The organism is Kluyvera sichuanensis, from assembly GCF_040930405.1.
Lineage (GTDB): Bacteria > Pseudomonadota > Gammaproteobacteria > Enterobacterales > Enterobacteriaceae > Kluyvera > Kluyvera sichuanensis.
This window is the reverse complement of sequence record NZ_CP162271.1, coordinates 4,447,102-4,465,077: the sequence shown is the minus strand read 5'-3', so window position 1 is coordinate 4,465,077 and position 17,976 is coordinate 4,447,102. Positions and strand designations below refer to the sequence as shown.

The 17,976-nt window shown below is 54.8% G+C and carries 15 protein-coding genes; 8 read left to right on the top strand and 7 right to left on the bottom strand.

What is annotated here, in order from left to right; all coding sequences use genetic code 11:
* Positions 1 to 44 precede the first annotated feature (44 nt).
* Positions 45 to 761 (top strand): two-component system response regulator ArcA, encoded by a 717-nt coding sequence (arcA, locus tag AB2B48_RS21315; protein WP_015966004.1) that lies wholly within the window; start codon positions 45 to 47, stop codon positions 759 to 761.
* 45 nt (positions 762 to 806) lie between these two features.
* On the opposite strand, the gene creD is transcribed toward arcA, so the two are convergent.
* Genes creD through creA form a run of 4 tightly spaced genes read right to left on the bottom strand, consistent with a single transcriptional unit; the run spans position 807 to position 4,816 of the window.
* Positions 807 to 2,159 carry a cell envelope integrity protein CreD gene (creD, locus tag AB2B48_RS21310; RefSeq protein ID WP_368300150.1) on the bottom strand — a complete coding sequence of 451 codons (1,353 nt, stop codon included), beginning with the start codon at positions 2,157 to 2,159 and terminating at the stop codon, positions 807 to 809.
* A gap of 57 nt (positions 2,160 to 2,216) precedes the next feature.
* Positions 2,217 to 3,641, bottom strand: a complete 1,425-nt coding sequence (creC, locus tag AB2B48_RS21305; protein ID WP_368300148.1) for a two-component system sensor histidine kinase CreC — start codon at positions 3,639 to 3,641, stop codon at positions 2,217 to 2,219.
* The gene (gene creB / locus AB2B48_RS21300; RefSeq protein ID WP_185668273.1) at positions 3,641 to 4,330 is read right to left on the bottom strand and encodes a two-component system response regulator CreB; all 690 of its coding nucleotides are present in this window, start codon (positions 4,328 to 4,330) and stop codon (positions 3,641 to 3,643) included. The genes creC and creB overlap by 1 nt, the downstream gene beginning before the upstream one ends.
* 12 nt (positions 4,331 to 4,342) lie before the next feature.
* Positions 4,343 to 4,816: a protein CreA gene (gene creA / locus AB2B48_RS21295; protein WP_185668272.1), complete on the bottom strand. Its 474-nt coding sequence runs from the start codon at positions 4,814 to 4,816 to the stop codon at positions 4,343 to 4,345.
* A gap of 211 nt (positions 4,817 to 5,027) precedes the next feature.
* On the opposite strand from creA, the gene robA reads away from it, so the two are divergent.
* On the top strand, positions 5,028 to 5,897 hold the full coding sequence (gene robA / locus AB2B48_RS21290; RefSeq protein ID WP_220440336.1) for an MDR efflux pump AcrAB transcriptional activator RobA: 870 nt from the start codon (positions 5,028 to 5,030) through the stop codon (positions 5,895 to 5,897).
* Here robA and gpmB read toward each other — a convergent pair.
* Positions 5,894 to 6,541 (bottom strand): 2,3-diphosphoglycerate-dependent phosphoglycerate mutase GpmB, encoded by a 648-nt coding sequence (gene gpmB / locus AB2B48_RS21285; protein WP_185668270.1) that lies wholly within the window; start codon positions 6,539 to 6,541, stop codon positions 5,894 to 5,896. The two genes, robA and gpmB, sit on opposite strands and share 4 nt — an antisense overlap.
* Before the next feature lie 53 nt (positions 6,542 to 6,594).
* Here gpmB and yjjX point away from each other — a divergent pair, with 53 nt between their 5' ends.
* A complete protein-coding gene (yjjX, locus tag AB2B48_RS21280; protein ID WP_368300146.1) occupies positions 6,595 to 7,113 on the top strand; it encodes an inosine/xanthosine triphosphatase in 519 nt (172 codons plus the stop codon).
* 16 nt (positions 7,114 to 7,129) lie between these two features.
* Here yjjX and trpR read toward each other — a convergent pair whose 3' ends face one another.
* Entirely contained in the window at positions 7,130 to 7,453 is a 324-nt protein-coding gene (gene trpR / locus AB2B48_RS21275; RefSeq protein ID WP_185668268.1) for a trp operon repressor, read from the bottom strand.
* 63 nt (positions 7,454 to 7,516) lie between these two features.
* Positions 7,517 to 9,454: a murein transglycosylase gene (sltY, locus tag AB2B48_RS21270; protein WP_368300145.1), complete on the bottom strand. Its 1,938-nt coding sequence runs from the start codon at positions 9,452 to 9,454 to the stop codon at positions 7,517 to 7,519.
* A gap of 218 nt (positions 9,455 to 9,672) precedes the next feature.
* Between sltY and ettA the strand changes: the two genes are divergently transcribed.
* From ettA to AB2B48_RS21245, 5 genes are all read left to right on the top strand, one after another.
* Positions 9,673 to 11,340 (top strand): energy-dependent translational throttle protein EttA, encoded by a 1,668-nt coding sequence (gene ettA / locus AB2B48_RS21265; RefSeq protein WP_185668266.1) that lies wholly within the window; start codon positions 9,673 to 9,675, stop codon positions 11,338 to 11,340.
* Between the two features lie 485 nt (positions 11,341 to 11,825).
* A complete protein-coding gene (locus tag AB2B48_RS21260; RefSeq protein WP_185668309.1) occupies positions 11,826 to 12,884 on the top strand; it encodes a capsule biosynthesis protein in 1,059 nt (352 codons plus the stop codon).
* 30 nt (positions 12,885 to 12,914) lie between these two features.
* Positions 12,915 to 14,588 (top strand): polysaccharide biosynthesis/export family protein, encoded by a 1,674-nt coding sequence (locus AB2B48_RS21255; protein ID WP_368300143.1) that lies wholly within the window; start codon positions 12,915 to 12,917, stop codon positions 14,586 to 14,588.
* Between the two features lie 65 nt (positions 14,589 to 14,653).
* Complete coding sequence (locus AB2B48_RS21250) at positions 14,654 to 16,675, top strand: capsular polysaccharide biosynthesis protein (protein WP_368300142.1); 2,022 nt, start codon at positions 14,654 to 14,656, stop codon at positions 16,673 to 16,675.
* 14 nt (positions 16,676 to 16,689) lie between these two features.
* On the top strand, positions 16,690 to 17,961 hold the full coding sequence (locus tag AB2B48_RS21245) for a capsule biosynthesis protein (RefSeq protein ID WP_368300141.1): 1,272 nt from the start codon (positions 16,690 to 16,692) through the stop codon (positions 17,959 to 17,961).
* Positions 17,962 to 17,976 lie beyond the last annotated feature (15 nt).

Here is a 17,976-nt window from a genome sequence, read left to right as displayed (position 1 = left end):
TGGTACTTCCTGTTTCGATTTAGTTGGCAATTTAGGTAGCAAACATGCAGACCCCGCACATTCTTATCGTTGAAGACGAGTTGGTAACACGCAACACGTTAAAAAGTATTTTCGAAGCAGAAGGCTACGATGTGTTCGAAGCGACCGATGGCGCGGAAATGCATCAGATCCTGTCTGAAAATGACATCAACCTGGTGATCATGGATATCAACCTGCCAGGTAAAAACGGCCTTCTGCTGGCGCGCGAACTGCGTGAACAGGCGAACGTCGCTCTGATGTTCCTGACCGGCCGCGACAATGAAGTCGACAAGATCCTCGGTCTGGAAATTGGTGCAGATGATTACATCACCAAACCGTTCAACCCACGCGAACTGACTATCCGTGCGCGTAACCTGCTGTCCCGTACCATGAATCTGGGTACCGTCAGCGAAGAACGTCGTAGCGTAGAAAGCTACAAGTTCAACGGTTGGGAACTGGACATCAACAGCCGCTCTCTGGTGAGCCCGAACGGTGAGCAGTACAAGCTGCCGCGTAGCGAATTCCGCGCGATGCTGCACTTCTGCGAAAACCCAGGCAAAATTCAGTCTCGTGCTGAACTGCTGAAGAAAATGACCGGCCGTGAGCTTAAGCCACACGACCGTACGGTTGACGTGACCATTCGTCGCATCCGTAAACATTTCGAGTCTACGCCGGATACTCCGGAAATCATCGCCACTATCCACGGCGAAGGTTACCGCTTCTGCGGCGAGCTGCAGGAATAAGACTACAAAACGGCGCAATCAGCGCCGTTTTTTTATGTCTTTGTTTTACTTCCAGATACGAAGCTCATCGTCCTTCGGTTGAGCTTTCTCGGGCGCGTCAGGTGGAGTGGGTTTAGCAACAGAAAGCGCATACCAATCCAGATGACGCGTCAGGAACATCACCGCACAGAGTGCCAGCAGTAAAATACCCGATCCCATCAGCAGCGAGCTCTCCTCGGAGCGTAACAGCCCCCACATCACGCCATCCAGCGCCAGCAGTGCCAGGGTAAACGGTACCGCGCGCCGCCACCCTTTGAGCACTGCCTGCAAATATACGCCGTTCATCAGCGCCCCAACCAGGCTTGCCGTAATCCAGGCTGGCGTAAAGCCAATATGCTCGGACAGCGCCAGCAGCAGCAGGTAAAACATCACCAACGAAAGCCCCACCAGCAGATACTGCATAGCGTGCAGACGCAGCCCCGTCAGCGTCTCAAAGACGAAGAAGGAGACGAACGTAAGCAGAATCAGCAGGACGGCATACTTTGTTGCCCGGTCGGTCAGTTGATACTGGTCGGCCTGAGTGGCGACGGCCACGCTGAATGAAGGCAGCGTACGCCAGGATCTCCCCTGCTCTAAACTGTCGCCCAGATTATTGGCAAACCAGCTGCTTTGCCACTGCGCCTGGTATCCCGTTTCGCTAATTTCACGCTTGCCGGGCAGGAAGTCACCCAGGAAGTTCGGATGCGGCCAGTTGCTGGTCAGCCGCATTTCGCTACTGCGGCCAACGGGGACCACCGAGAAGCTGCCGGTGCCGCTTAAATTAAGCGACATGTTCAGATCCAGATTCTGCCGCCAGTTATCCGGCAGGGGGATATGCATCCCCTCTTTGTTTTGTGCCAGCCCCGTTCCCGGTTCAGCAACCAGTGTCGTCCCATTCATCTGCGGCGCCTTCACTACGCCAATGCCTCGCGCATCACCAACGCCCACCACAATAAACGGCTTACCCAGCGTGACGCCGGGCTTATCCAGCTCGCTCAGGCGGGATACTTCAAATTTGGCGTTGATGACCGTATCGGTATGCCACACCTGACCTTGATAAATACCAATCTGCCGCGCTTCTACATTCTGGTTACCCTCCACCATCAGCGACTCCGGCAGCCAGAAGTGGATGAAGTTACGCTGCCGCGTCACCTCTTTATCATCTTCCATTCGGGTGTATAGCTCGGTGGCAGGAATCGCAATCAGCGGCCCCACCACTTTTTGCGGCCCGCTGGTGCTTTGGCGGATCGAGTCCTCCACTTCACCTCGGTAATCAGCCCGTTCGACGATAACCTGTCGAACCATCATCAACGGAATTAACAACAGTACCATCGCGCCACCCAGGGTGACAATTTTCCAGAACAGGGGGGATTTCAACATAGCGTTCTCCTTTGCAATAACCGCAAAGTACGCCTGCTATGTGGGGAGAATTTGAAGCTATGTGAAGTGACGGTGAAGTCTTAAAACGGCTTCAGTGCCCCCTTCCGGGCGGTTACGCAGGGTGATTTCACCTTTGAAGAGCCGGGCAACTTCACGGACGAACGCCAGGCCAAGACCGCTGCTCTTGAGGCCATTTTCACGCGGCAGCGAATAAAATCGCTCAAAAATACGTGGCAACGCGTAGTCGGGAATACCGCTGCCGCTGTCGGCCACGAGAAGTAGTACTTGCTCACCCTGCGGCTGTACGCTCAGGGTGATAGCCCCCTTTTCCGGGGTAAAATCGATGGCATTATCCAGTAAGTTGCCCAGCGCTTGCTCCAGTAAGGCGGCATCCGCTGCCACATGCAGCGGCTGGGCATCAATGGTCACGGCAATGTGTTTCTCCGCAAGCTGCACGCTGCGCGCTTCAACAATTTGCGCCAGCAGCGCCTCGACGGCCACCGGCACCAGCACGACCTCCTGGCGATTCTCCAGTCGCGCCTGGCGCAGCAGCGTTTCCACCAAAAGCTGCATACGGGCATTCTGACGCAGAATATTATCGGTAAAACGGGCCACCACGCTGGGCGGTGGGCCTTCTCGCAGAATCTCCGCCGCGCCGCGAATCGCCGCCAGCGGGCTTTTCAGCTCATGGGTCAACGCATAGACGTACTGCTCAATATAGTTCTTCCCCTCCAGCTTCAGGCGCATGCTTTCCAGCGCCTGCGCCAGCCGACGCAGCTCGCTGCTGCCAAGCGACGGCAGCGCCACCGGCTGGTCTTCGGTGATGGCGTCAGCGTAGCGGGTGAGTTTGGCAATCGAGCGGTTAATCCACCAGACCATACCGGCCCCAATCACCAGCGCGATCCCTAATAATACGGCGCTCGCCCACAGGATCCGCCGCTCGCTGCGTTTGATCACCGGCGCCATCGCGGCGTTCGGTTTCCCGACGCTCAGTACGCCGATAGTCTTCCCGCCGTCGATAATCGGTGCGGCGACATACATCACCGAACTTTCAGGATCGGCAGGATCCCGCAGCGTGCTACGCGCACCGTATTGCCCCCGCAGCGTAAGCCAGACGTCGTTCCAGCGAGAATAGTCCTGCCCTACGGCTTGCCCCGTAGAATCAAACAGCACCTTCCCCTGCGCATCCGTCATATAGACATGGTATTCGTTACGCACTTTGCTAATACCGCCGATATTGGCACGAAACGGAGAGTTATGCAGACGCTCAAACGCCCTGGCCAACTGGCCATGAGCCGGATCGCCAGAGAGCAGATCGTCACGCGCTACCGAGGCCAGCAGCGTAGCGGTATCGATAAGCGTCCCTTCCGTGGCACGACGGACTCCCGGCTTAATTTCCTGGACAAAGATCGACAGCACAAACCAGGCGGCCACGGCAACAATCAGGAAGTAGCCCAGCAGCAGCCGCATGCCTATGCGCATCAGAGGATCCTCAGACTGTATCCCATGCCGCGATGGGTATTGATCGGCGAAAGATCGGGGTTCACGGCGCGTAACTTAGCGCGCAGCGTTTTGATATGGGTATCCACCGTTCGGTCGAAGCTCTCTTGCGCGTCGGCCCAGACGATGTCCATCAGCTGCTGGCGGGAATAGACACGCCCTGGAGAGGCCAGCAGCGTTTTCAGCAGCAGGAATTCGTAGCGCGTCAGCGGTAGCGGCGTATCAAACCAGCTCACCAATGCCGCCGGTTCGTTAAGCTCAAAATGACCGGCGCGCACCACCGGCGAGGGGGTAGAAAACTTGGTCACGCGTCTGAGCAGCGTGCGGACTCTGGCGCACACTTCGCGGGGAGAAAACGGTTTAGCCACATAATCGTCCGCGCCAATCTCCAGCCCCAGCAGGCGATCGACCTCATCGCTGCGAGCGGTAAGGAACAGAACAGGCAGCGCCGGAAACCGTGCCAACAGCTGTCGGCACAGTTCAAAGCCGCTGATATCCGGCAGCCCAACGTCGAGAATCACCACGTCAGGCTGGCAGCGGTGCGCTTTTTCCAGCGCGGGCAGGCCGCGCTCAAATGCTTCAACGCTAAATCCTTCCTGCTGAAGCATGTAGATAAGCGTATCTGCAATTCCCTGTTCATCTTCAACTAACCAGACCACTGCCTGTTGCATAAAGCGTCCCTGTTATTCGCGCCACGGCATAATAGGCACTGCGCTAATGGCATTTTTCGGCGAACCGTCCACCACCTTATCGGAATAGGCAAGGTAGGCCAGCGTGTTACGTTTTGCATCGTAGAAACGAACGACCTGCAGTGATTTAAACACCAGCGACGTGCGTTTCTTAAAGACCACGTCCCCTTCCGCTTTGCCGTTCTTAATTTTATCGCTAAGCTCCACCGGCCCAACCTGCTGGCAGGAGATAGCAGCATCGGAAGTATCTTCCGCCAGACCTAATCCGCCTTTGATGCCACCGGTCTTGGCGCGGCTGACGTAGCAGGTCACGTTTTTGACATCCGGATCGTCAAAAGCTTCCACCACGATTTTATGATCGGGACCAAACATTTTGAAAACCGTATCAACAGAACCAATCTGCTCAGCGTGAGCGCCCAGGCTAGAGAGACTTAATAACAGACCAGCCATTAATTTCTTGTATTTCATATTGTTACCATTTTCGTCGATTGCATTGAAGAATTATTCAACATCAGCCAGGAAAGTATTTAAAGATCACAGCTTTACAAAAATCAGCCTTATTTCTAATGTAAAAACGCACTTATGCATAAAAAAAACACTGAATGCTAAAACAGCAAAAGATGCTATTATCCGCTACTTTGGTAACAGGCACCTACGAAATTAAGGATGAGGGCATTTTATGGATCAGGCTGGAATTATTCGCGATCTCCTCGTTTGGCTGGAAGGGCATTTAGATCAGCCTTTATCGCTGGATAATGTGGCGGCAAAAGCGGGTTATTCCAAGTGGCACCTGCAACGTATGTTCAAGGACGTTACCGGCCATGCTATCGGCGCTTATATCCGCGCTCGCCGTCTGTCTAAATCTGCCGTTGCGCTGCGTTTAACCGCGCGCCCAATCCTGGATATTGCCCTGCAATATCGTTTTGACTCCCAGCAAACCTTTACCCGCGCGTTTAAGAAGCAGTTTGCGTTAACGCCTGCACTGTACCGCCGTTCTCCGGACTGGAGTTCGTTCGGGATGCGTCCGCCGCTGCGCCTGGGTGAGTTTGCGATGCCGCAGTACGAGTTCATCACGCTGCCTACCACCCACCTGGTAGGGGTAACCCAGAGCTACACCTGTAAACTGGAAGAGATTTCCGATTTCCGCCAGCAGATGCGCGTTCAGTTCTGGACCGACTTCCTCGGCAACTCGCCGTCAATTCCGCCAATGCTCTACGGCCTGCATGAGCCGCGCCCAAGCCTGGAAAAAGACGATGAGCAAGAAGTGTTCTACACCACAGCGCTGACGCCAGAACTGGCAAACGGCCATATCAACAACGCGCATCCGGTGACCCTTGAGGGCGGCGAATACGTGATGTTTACCTATGAAGGGCTGGGAACGGGCCTGCAGGAGTTTATCCTGACCCTGTACGGCACCTGCATGCCGATGCTGAATCTGACGCGCCGTAAGGGCCAGGATATCGAGCGCTTCTTCCCGCAGGATGAAGCCCGGAATCAGGAACCGCCTATTCAACTGCGCTGCGAGTACCTGATCCCGATTCGTCGTTAACGCTGTAGCTCATCCAACGCAGGGGTGTCCAGATGCGAGACATCCCCTGCCGTTTCTACCACCCATCCCGGCGCCAGCCACAGGCTTTCCTGATAATCCACCCTTGAGATAGAGCAGTTACGCAGGCGTAAGCGGCGTTCCGCATGGGCTGGCAGCCCCAGGATCGTACCGACCAGGCAGCCAAGTGCAATACCGTGGCTCACCAGCAGCGGCCGACTGCCAGCAGGCAGATCGAGACAAGCGTTCAACGCGGCGCGCATGCGCACGCTCAGCTCCTGCATCGACTCACCTTCAGGAATACGTCCGTCCGGCGTACCGTTGACCACCAGCCGACGCCACGCCTCTTCTTCCGCGCTTAGCGAATCGAGATGGCGTTGCTCAAGCACGCCCATATCAAGCTCGCGCAGACGCGCATCGAACGTCACGCCACAGCCGCAAGCATCCGCAATGATCTCGGCGGTACGGCGCGTACGGCCCAGATCGCTGGCAATGACGTGCGTAATGCCGTAGGTGCGTACGCGGTCGCCGACCTGTACAGCTTGCTGTTCTCCTTTAGCCGTCAGTGGGCTATCGGACTGGCCTTGAATACGCCGTTCGGCGTTCCACTGCGTTTCGCCATGGCGAACAAGATATACCTGTAACATGTTTTTTATCCGTTATACTGCGATGACATTTTATTAGCTGAGTTGTGTAGATTATGCATCAAGTTGTCGCTGCTACCACCAATCCTGCCAAAATTCAGGCAATTCTTGCCGCATTTGACCAGATTTTTGGTGAAGGATCCTGCCAAATCACTCCTGTTTCCGTCGATACCGGTGTACCTGAGCAGCCGTTCGGTAACAGTGAGACGCGTGCCGGCGCACGTAACCGCGTCGCCAACGCGCGCGAGGCTCATCCGAACGCGGATTTTTGGGTCGCCATTGAGGCAGGGATCGATGAAGGCGCCACCTTCAGCTGGGTAGTCATTGAGAGAGGCGTACAGCGCGGAGAAGCCCGCTCCGCCACTCTACCGCTGCCAGAAGCTATTCTTGAGCAGGTTCGCGCCGGGGAAGCGCTGGGGCCGGTGATGTCGAAGTACACCGGCATTGATAAGATTGGCAATAAAGAAGGCGCTATCGGCGTATTCACTGCGGGCGTACTCACGCGCAGCAGCGTCTATCATCAGGCGGTGGTGCTGGCGCTTAGCCCCTTCCATAACGACCTGTATCGTCGGTAACCTGCAGGATAGCTGATTAGGTTTTTGGCAGGGTTTGTTCCAGCCACTGGCGCAATTCTACCGGCGCCGATTTCAGGCTGTTCGATCCACGGGTGATCGTCGCGATCCCCGCGCCCAGCTCATTTTTCAGCTCACGCTGGCTCATCTCACCGCGCAGCAGCTCTTCAATAATGCGCACGCGGGTTCCCAGCGCTTCACGCTCGTCCGGGGTCATCATCAGATTGAGTAACGGCAGCGCAAGCTCATCGGTATACGCCAGACGCAGAAGCTCCACAAAGCGAAGCCACTCCTGGTTGCGCTGCTCCGCCACCGTGGCGGAATAAGGGGATTGTTGGGTCATGTCGGGCCACCATGTTATGCTTGTACTCTTAAACGAGTACAAGCATAACACAGGTCTTACGCATCAGTAACGTCGTTGCCACTCATTGCTGCTAAGCACATCCTCTTTCTGCCCCATAAAGTGACGATAGTAAGCGTCATAGGCCAGCACGTTCTTCACGTAGCCGCGAGTCTCAGAGAACGGGATACTTTCGATAAACGCCACCGCATCGATACGCCCGGCGCTGTTACCAAGCCAGGTGCGCACGCGCCCAGGCCCGGCATTATAGGCCGCGGAGGCGAAGATACGGTTGTTTTCGAACTGCTGGTAGACGTACTGCAGATAGCTAGTCCCAATATTGATATTGGTTTCCGGGTCCAGCAGTTGCACAGGATTACTGTAGCCCGGCAGATTAAACATCTTCACCGTATGGGTCGCGGTACCCGGCATAATCTGCATCAGGCCGCTTGCCCCAACCGGTGACTTCACCTTCGGATTCCACGCGCTCTCCTGGCGAGCAATCGCCATTGCATAGCTTTGAGGCACGTCTTTACCTGTGGTGTAGCGAACAAACAGATCGTTATAGGCCAGCGGGAACCGCTCCTGTAGGTTATCCCACAGTTTGCCGGCAATGGTGGCCTGCACGCTGAGATCCCACCAGCGCTGATCAAACGCATAGCGCGCCAGCTGGGCCTGCTCCGTCTGGCTACGGCTGCTCACCAGATTGGCCCATTCGCTACGGGCGGTGTTGTCCTGATTCCAGTACATCAGTTCGCGCACCCGCGCCATTTCCGCGCCGCCGGTCAGCGTCGACGAGATGGTGCCCGGCGCTTTCTCAACTCGCAACGGATAAGGTTCGCCCAGACGCTGCGCGGCAACCATCGGATAAAAACCGCGCTGCTGCATTAAAGCCAGCAGGATAGACCGCGCTTCATCATCACGCCCGCGCTCCATCAGCAGGTCGGCCTGCCAGTAGCGCCACTCATCTTTGTCTTTGGCTTCCATCGGCAACCGCGCCAGCCAGGTGTTGAGCCCAGCGCGGTCGCCCGTGCCTAACGCCATGCGCACACGACGCTCAATCAGCGACGTTGACTGCGAACGCATGATGGCGTCATCACGCCAGCGCGCCTGCTCATCGGTCACGTCGTTGCCCATCAAGCGCCAGGCGACGATATCACGCAGCTCCTGGGTCTGATCGTCATTCAACTGCTGCGCCTGCACCAATGTAGGGATCATCAGGCGCGCATTTTCAACATCCTGACGCGCCACGCTGCTGAAGGCGACCGCCGCCAGCTGGCGGGTAAAATCGTTCGCGCCGGTGGTGCGAGCAAAGGTCAGTACGTTGTTCGGGTTATTGGCGAGATCGGTAATCGCCGTAGCAATGGTCTGATACTGTGATGGCATCTGTGACGCCAGCGCTTTCACCAGACCGGTATTGCCCGCTTTCATCGCCAGTCGAATACGTTCAAGGTAAGCCAGAGGATCCTGAGTACCAGAAGCACGCCAGGCGCCAAACAGCTTATCGCAGGCGTTCGGCCGGTTTTGCCCCGTCAGCCACAGCGTTTTTGCGCCATCCCAGGCACCCTGAGTATCGCCCACGGCGTATTGGGCATAGTAGTAGTTACACTGCGCTTCTACCGTTCCTGGCTTCTCAGGGCTGAACGCCAGCAGCCCGCGCCAGTCTTCCCGGCGGGCCAGTTCGTTCACAAAGCGGTTTCTTAAGGTGCGTGCAGGCGGAAGCGTAGGGTTGGCCTGCACGAAGTTGGTCACCGCCAGCGCTGGCGTATTCATCAGGTCGCTCGACAGCTGCCGATACTCCAGGTAGGGGTACAGCGGGTACTCACGCAGGGTCGGCATCAGCTGATCGACCACATCCATCTGGTTGTTATCCCAGGCCTGTTTGATTTGCGCATAGCGGCTTCGCTGCTGATCCAAGGTATCTGCGCGGGCTACGCTGCTCACCGTCAGCAAGCAGACCCCTGCCGCCAGCAGACGCCACGTCATTTGTTTGGCTTTTTGCACAAGCTCTTCCTCGTTGTCACGTTACGTCAGTACAGCATCATGCCGCGTAATAAATTGATGCTAACGACTGATCGGCTAATACGCCACGCCATGAACACTTTTTTACGTTTTATATGCGACGTAGCACACCTGAATTTGCCTGCTGGGATTGAACGTTGAAAACAGCTACACTTCGCCTTTGAAAAACTCTATTCACTATAAAAGAGGCGAAGTCCAACGTGGCTCAATTCGTTTATACCATGCATCGTGTCGGCAAAGTGGTTCCGCCGAAACGTCATATTCTTAAAAACATCTCGCTGAGCTTCTTCCCTGGCGCAAAAATCGGTGTTCTGGGCCTGAACGGTGCCGGTAAATCCACCCTGCTGCGCATCATGGCCGGTATCGATACCGATATCGAAGGCGAAGCTCGCCCACAGCCGGGTCTCAAGATTGGTTACCTGCCGCAGGAACCCAAGCTGAACCCTGAACATACCGTTCGTGAATCGGTTGAAGAAGCCGTTGCCGAAGTGGTTAACGCGCTGAAAGGCCTGGACGAAGTGTACGCGAAGTATGCTGAACCAGACGCCGACTTCGACAAGCTGGCCGCCCAGCAGGGTAAGTTCGAAGAAATTATCCAGGCGCACGACGGTCACAACCTGAACGTGCAGCTGGAGCGCGCCGCTGATGCGCTGCGTCTGCCGGACTGGGACGCGAAAATCGAAAAACTCTCCGGTGGTGAACGCCGCCGCGTCGCGCTGTGCCGCCTGCTGCTCGAAAAGCCAGATATGCTGCTGCTCGACGAACCAACTAACCACCTGGATGCAGAATCTGTGGCCTGGCTGGAACGCTTCCTGCACGACTTCGAAGGCACCGTTGTGGCGATTACCCACGACCGTTACTTCCTCGATAACGTTGCCGGTTGGATCCTCGAGCTTGACCGCGGTGAAGGTATTCCGTGGGAAGGTAACTACTCCTCCTGGCTGGAGCAGAAAGATCAGCGTCTGGCTCAGGAAGCTTCTCAGGAAGCGGCTCGCCGTAAATCCATTGAGAAGGAGCTGGAGTGGGTACGTCAGGGCGCTAAAGGCCGTCAGTCTAAGGGCAAGGCCCGTCTGGCACGCTTTGAAGAGCTGAACAATACCGAATACCAGAAGCGTAACGAAACCAACGAACTGTTTATTCCACCTGGCGCACGCCTGGGCGATAAAGTCGTTGAAGTGAGCAATCTGCGTAAATCCTACGGCGATCGCGTACTGATCGACGACCTGAGCTTCTCAGTGCCGAAAGGCGCTATCGTCGGCATCATCGGCCCGAACGGCGCGGGTAAATCCACCCTGTTCCGCATGATGTCCGGTCAGGAACAGCCTGATAGCGGTACCATCACCCTGGGTGAAACCGTGAAGCTGGCGTCCGTTGACCAGTTCCGTGACGCGATGGATAACAGCAAAACCGTGTGGGAAGAAGTGTCCGGCGGGCTGGATATCATGAAGGTTGGCAACATCGAAATGCCAAGCCGTGCGTACGTTGGCCGCTTTAACTTCAAAGGCGTCGACCAGGGCAAACGCGTAGGCGAACTCTCCGGCGGTGAGCGCGGTCGTCTGCATCTGGCGAAGCTGCTGCAGGTTGGCGGCAACATGCTGCTACTCGATGAACCAACAAACGACCTGGATATCGAAACCCTGCGCGCGCTGGAAAACGCCCTGCTGGAGTTCCCAGGCTGCGCAATGGTTATCTCGCACGACCGTTGGTTCCTCGACCGTATTGCCACCCACATTCTGGACTACCAGGATGAAGGTAAGGTTGAGTTCTTCGAAGGTAACTTCACCGAATACGAAGAGTATAAGAAACGCACGCTGGGCGCCGACGCGCTGGAGCCGAAACGTATCAAGTACAAACGTATCGCCAAGTAATCTTCATCAGGCGAATAACTTCGGTTATTCGCCTTTTATTTAGTACAAAAATAAATTCTCCATTTATATTTCAAAACCATTCAATAACATATTCAAATATGATTATTATCATTCACCGCATTTCTTTTCCATCAGGATTGAGATAGTTCAATAGCTGTGTTAAAAATACCTCTTCGAATAAAACAGACTACTTCACTTTTAATTTATTCACGAAGCAAATCCGCAATAACAGTGCCATTTAAATAATAAATCAATGACATTCATAAGGAATTGACATGTCTTATTTTTCTATCTTTATCGCTACGCATGACGGTAAACCCATTATTCATAATAACTATTTTATATCTATTAAAAAGGTTTAAATCAGCGAAGCTATGAAAATAATTTCTCCGCGCATATCGGCGATATTACTGGCAACAGCAAAAAACTATCGCAAGATAGCCAACGAACTGCAGCACGTTGAAATACAACGCCACCTGTGGCGAATGATGATCGCCGCCCCCATGCTACTGCTGCTCATTTATCTATTTATCTTCAGCGAACCGCGGTTTGTCAGCGAATCAAAAGTGGCCGTTAAACGCCCTGCGGATATTGATAGTGCCAGCCTGAACGTCGGCCTGTTATTAGGGGGTTCAACCTCTTCATCGGCCGAAGACTCACTGTATCTTAAAGAATATATAAATTCTCCGGATATGATGCATATTCTCGATAAGCAGCTGAATTTCCATCAGGCGTTTGGCGAGAGCGGCTTAGATATTTTTTATCACTTATCAGCGAAGACCACGAATGAACGACTGCTGGACTATTATCGCCAGCGTATTTCGGTGAACTATGATGAAAAAAATGGCCTGCTGACCATCCAGACGCAGGGATTTACTCCTGAATTTGCCCTTCAATTTAACCGCGCCGTACTCAAAGAATCGGAGCGCTTTATCAATGAACTGTCTCACCAGATATCCCGTGAACAGATGACGTTTGCGGAAGAGCAACTACAGCAGGCCAGATCCCGATTAAACACCAGCAAACAAGCGTTAATCACCTATCAGAACAACCACAATATTCTGGATCCGCTGGCCTCTGCGGAGGCGGCTACCACGCTGGTGAATACGCTACTGGCGAAAAAAATTGAGATGGAGGCAGATCTCCGCAACCTACTGACCTACCTGCGTAGCGATGCGCCTCAGGTGGTCAGCGCCAGGAACGCCATTACCTCTTTGCAATCTCAAATCGATCAAGAACAAAGCAAGATCACCGCCCCCGAAGGCAAAAAGCTCAACAGCATGGCGGCCGATTTTGAAGAGATAAAGTCGCAGGCCGTTTTTGAAGGCGATCTGTACGCGCTCGCGCTCAAAGCCTTTGAAAAAACACGAGTAGAAAGCGCCAGAAAGTTAAAAACGCTCGCCACCATCAGCACCCCGCAACTGGCACAAGAGTCGACGTTTCCCAACGTCCCTTACCTGCTGATGAGCTGGCTGCTGGTCTGCTGCCTGCTGTACGGGGTAGCCCGATTACTGCTGACCATTATTGAAGATCATCGCGACTGACGCTAACGCCAACACTGAAACGGATTCTCTATGAAACGAGCCACACTCATTTTCTTATTTCTGTTACTGCAATCGAGCACCTCTTTTGCCGTTGGCGTAACGGCAGACCCTGAATTGACCGGCGCGGCCCCGCTCCCTTCTGTGCTAACGCCGCAAAACGGTAGCGCCGCCGACGCCAGCGGTTTTGATAACACACCGCCTCCGCCGCTGTTCCCCTCCAATAGCCGGATGTTCGGCGCCCAACTCTTTACCGGCACGTCTGCGGATAGCGGTGCCAGTATCGGCTTTAACCCGAACTATGTAATTGGGCTCGGCGATACCGTACAGGTTCGCCTCTGGGGGGCATTTGCCTTCGACGGCGCGCTGACGGTCGATCCTAAAGGTAATATTTTTGTGCCGAATATTGGTCCGCTAAAAGTCACCGGCGTCGCCAACAGCCAACTCAATAGACTGGTCACCACCAAGGTAAAAGAGGTGTACCAATCTAACGTCAACGTATATGCCTCATTGCTGCAGGCTCAGCCGGTGAAAGTCTTTGTCACCGGGTATGTCAAAAATCCTGGGCTGTACGGCGGCGTGGCGTCGGATTCATTGCTCTCTTATCTGAGCAAAGCCGGAGGCGTGGACAGCGAACGTGGCAGCTACGTTGATATCGCGATAAAACGCGGGAAATCAACGCGTACCCGCGTCAATTTGTACGATTTTCTGCTTAACGGCACGCTGGCGCTCTCGCAGTTTGCCGATGGCGATACCATTGTGGTTGGCGCCAGAAAACAGACTTTTAGCGTTGAGGGCGACGTTTATAACGGTTACGACTTCGAGTTTTCTGAAGGTTCCATTCCCGTTCAGGAGGCCCTGAACTGGGCGCGACCTAAGCCAGGCTCAACTCACTTCACCATCGTACGCCAGCAGGGTACGGTCAAGCGGACAGAATACTACCCGCTGGGTAGCGCGGCCGGGAGAAGCCTGCAGGATGGCGACAAGCTGATTATCAGTTCCGACCGCTACGCGGGCACAATCCAGGTGCGCATTGAAGGCGCGCATTCCGGCGAGCACGCGCTGGTTCTGCCTTACGGCAGCACGATGAAGCAGGTGCTATCGCAGATCAGAACCAATAGCATGTCGCGGATGGACAGCATTCAGCTGTATCGCCAGTCCGTCGCCCTGCGACAAAAAGAGATGCTCGATCTCTCCTTACAGAAGCTGGAAGAGGCTTCCCTCTCCTCTCAGTCCGCCACCCAGGAAGAAGCGCGTCTGCGCGTTCAGGAAGCACAGCTGGTGAGCCGATTTGTGGCTAAAGCCCGCAGCGTCGTCCCCAAAGGCCAGGTCGTTCTCAATGAAAGTAATCTCGATTCGGTACTGCTGGAGGATGGCGACGTCGTCACCATCCCAGAGAAAACATCGCTGGTGATGGTGCACGGTTCGGTGCTGTTTCCCAACGCAGTCAGCTGGCAGGAGAAGCTTGATGTTGATGATTATATTAAAAAATGCGGCGGCCTGACGCAAAAGTCCGGGCAGTCGAAAATCATCGTTATTCGCCAGGATGGCGAAGCGCTAAACGCCGACGATGTTAATGCCATCAAAGCAGGCGATGAAATTATGGTTCTGCCGAAATATGAATCGAAGAACATCGAGGTCACGCGCGGCATTTCTACCATCCTTTACCAGTTGGCCGTTGCAGCAAAAGTGATTTTGGATCTGTAAAACCCGATAAGAGCGGCGGGTTATTCCGCCGCTACCTCATCATAGCGATAGAGAATGTAATCAGGATGATTGGCATTTATTCATCAGGCCTCTGGAAGACGCCGCACCTTGAGGCGTTTCTCGGTGAACCCGGCATCAAGCTGACGCCCCACAGCAACCTCGCGTCAATCCGCCTTCGCGCCATCGCGGTATGGGGCGAGCGCCCTTCGGCGCAGCGCCCCATCAAACTGGCCCGGCAGGCCGGTATTCCCATCCTACGACTGGAAGATGGTTTTACCCGTTCGCTAGGGTTAGGCGTAAATGGCGCACCGCCGCTGGCAATGGTGGTAGATGATTTGGGCATTTACTATGATGCCCGCACGCCCAGCCGACTGGAAAAATTAATTCAGATAGCCGCCACCGACCCCTATCAGGAAGGCGACGCGCTGCGCGCTATCGCCATGATGGTCAACTACGATCTCTCAAAATATAACCATGCCCCGCCCTTTTCAGAGCGCTCAACGGGCAAAGAGATCGTATTGGTTATCGACCAGACCTTTGGCGATATCTCCGTGAAACTAGGCGGAGCAGACGAACACCAGTTTGCCACCATGCTTTCCAGCGCCTGTCGCGAGCATCCGCAGGCCGAAATCTGGGTTAAAACGCATCCCGACGTGCTGAGTGGTAAAAAACGCGGCTATTTCAACGCCCTGCCAGCCAACCCACGAATCCGGCTGTTCATCGAAGACGTTAGCCCGCAGTCTTTGCTGCAACACGTCAGCACGGTCTACACCGCAACGTCGCAGTACGGTATCGAAGCGCTGATGGCCGGTAAACGTGTTGTCTGTTTCGGGCTGCCCTGGTATGCCGGATGGGGGCTAACAGACGATCGGCACCCTGATGCGCCAGCGCTTGCCGCACGGCGTGGTTCTGCACCGCTAACGGCGCTGGTCAGCGCCGCCTGGCTCCGCTACACCCGCTATATTGACCCCTACGCCGGCGAACGGGCCACGCTTTTCGACGTGCTGGACTATCTGCATCTGAATCGAACCCACCAACTCGCCCGGCGAGGGTATTTATGGGCGCCGGGTATGACGCTCTGGAAAAGCAGCGTTGTGAAGCCCTTTTTACGCACGACGGATAATCAGGTGAGTTTCTCCCGCCGCAGCAAAGAGGCGACAGCGTGCATCGTCTGGGGAATTCAAGGCGAGGCGCGTTGGAAAGATAAGGCGGCAGAAGGCAACCTCCCTATCTGGAGAATGGAAGATGGCTTTCTACGTTCATCAGGCCTTGGTTCAGATCTGTTACCTCCGCTTTCGCTGGTGCTCGACAAGACAGGGATTTACTACGATGCCACTCGCCCCAGCGATCTGGAGAAGCTGCTCAGCCACTCTCTCCTGACCGTCGAACAGCAGCAGCGAGCTTCGCAACTCCATCAGCATCTGGTGAAGAATAAGCTCAGTAAGTATAACCTCGGTAAACGCTGGCAGCGTCCGGCGACCGGGGATAAGCGGGTGCTGCTGGTTCCAGGGCAGGTGGAGAACGATGCCTCCATCGCGACGGGAACACTCAGCATCAATACCAACCTGACACTCCTGCGTACCGTACGCGAGCGTCATCCAGATGCATTTATTATTTATAAACCGCACCCCGACGTGCTCACCGGTAACCGTCCCGGCCACATTACTGAAGAAGAGATGACGAGCCTTGCCGACTGCGTGGCGCTTGATGCCGATATTATCGAGTGCATTCAGCAGGCCGATGAACTCCACACCATGACCTCACTGTCCGGGTTTGAAGCGCTGCTGCACGGTAAGCAGGTGTACTGCTACGGCCAGCCGTTCTACGCCGGATGGGGGCTTACCGTGGATGAACACCCCAATGCTCGTCGCCAGCGATCGTTAACGCTGCAGGATCTCATCTACCAGACTCTCATTGCCTACCCAACCTATATCCACCCGCATGACCAGCGCGTCATCACGGCCGAAGCGGCTGCGGCGTGGCTGATGACGCAAACCCGCCCAGAAATGGCGGCAAAGAAAAAAGCCAACCGGCTGGTACGTCTGAGTCGCAAGGCCATCAATTTTTACCGCGTAAAATTCAAATAAAATCAGGAGGGTGCATGGAAAGCACCGCAATGAACAACCTGCTGGCAGGTAAGCGCTATTTGCTTTTACAAGGCCCAATGGGCCCCTTCTTTTCTGATTTGGCCGGTTGGCTGGAGAGTAAAGGGCGCGAGGCCGTCAACGTTGTGTTTAACGGTGGTGACCATTTTTATTGCCGCCAGCGCTCCGTGCTGCACTACACCCAAACCCCCGCGCAGTTTGCCCGCTGGCTTAAAGAAGTCTGGCAAACCTATCCCTTTGACACGCTGGTCTGTTTTGGTGATTGCCGGCCTTTGCACCAGGCGGCGCGCCAGTGGGCTAACGCAAAGGGACTGCGCTTTCTGGCGTTCGAAGAAGGCTACTTGCGTCCTCACTTCATTACGCTCGAGGTGGGAGGCGTTAACGCCTATTCTTCCCTCCCTCAGGAACCCGACTTTTATCGCCAGTTGCCGGAGATGCCGCCGCGCGTTATTCAATCGCTGAAACCCTCCACTCGCCTGCGCTATTGGCATGCAACCTGGTATTATCTGATTGGCTGGTTTCACCAAAAGCAGTACCCGCACTATCGGCACCACAAGTCGTTCTCTCCATGGTATGAGATGCGATGCTGGATCCGAGCGTGGAGGCGTAAACACTGGTATGCCTTCAGCGAACGGCATGTGCTCCCGCGCTTGCAAAACCAGCTGGATAATCGTTTTTACCTGGCCATTTTACAGGTCTACAACGACAGCCAGATTCGGCAGCACAGCCCATATAACGACGTTCGCGAGTATATTAATGATGTGATTTACTCTTTCGCGACCAAAGCCCCAGCGACAAAGTTTCTCGTGTTTAAACACCATCCAATGGATCGCGGCCACCGTTTGTATGCTCCCTTGATTAAGCGCCTCAGTAAAAAATATGGGGTCCGGAATCGCGTGCTCTATGTGCACGACCTACCGATGCCGGAAATGCTGAAGCACGCAAAAGCGGTGGTGACGATTAACAGTACGGCGGGGCTGTCTGCGCTGATACACAATAAATCGCTGAAGGTGATGGGTGATGCCCTGTACGACATGAAAGGGTTGACGTATCAGGGGCATCTGCACCAGTTCTGGACGACGGGCTTTCGCCCGGATATGAAGTTGTTGGGCAAGTTTCGAGGATATTTGTTGGAAACGACACAGATAAATGAAGTATTTTACGGAAAACATAATGCCAGTGTGGAGCAACCTAATCGGGTAAATGCTCATGCCTTTATCGCTGATAAGGCTGTCTCCACACATAGGAACATCACTAAACAAAGCTAGCCTGAAGAAGGTAAC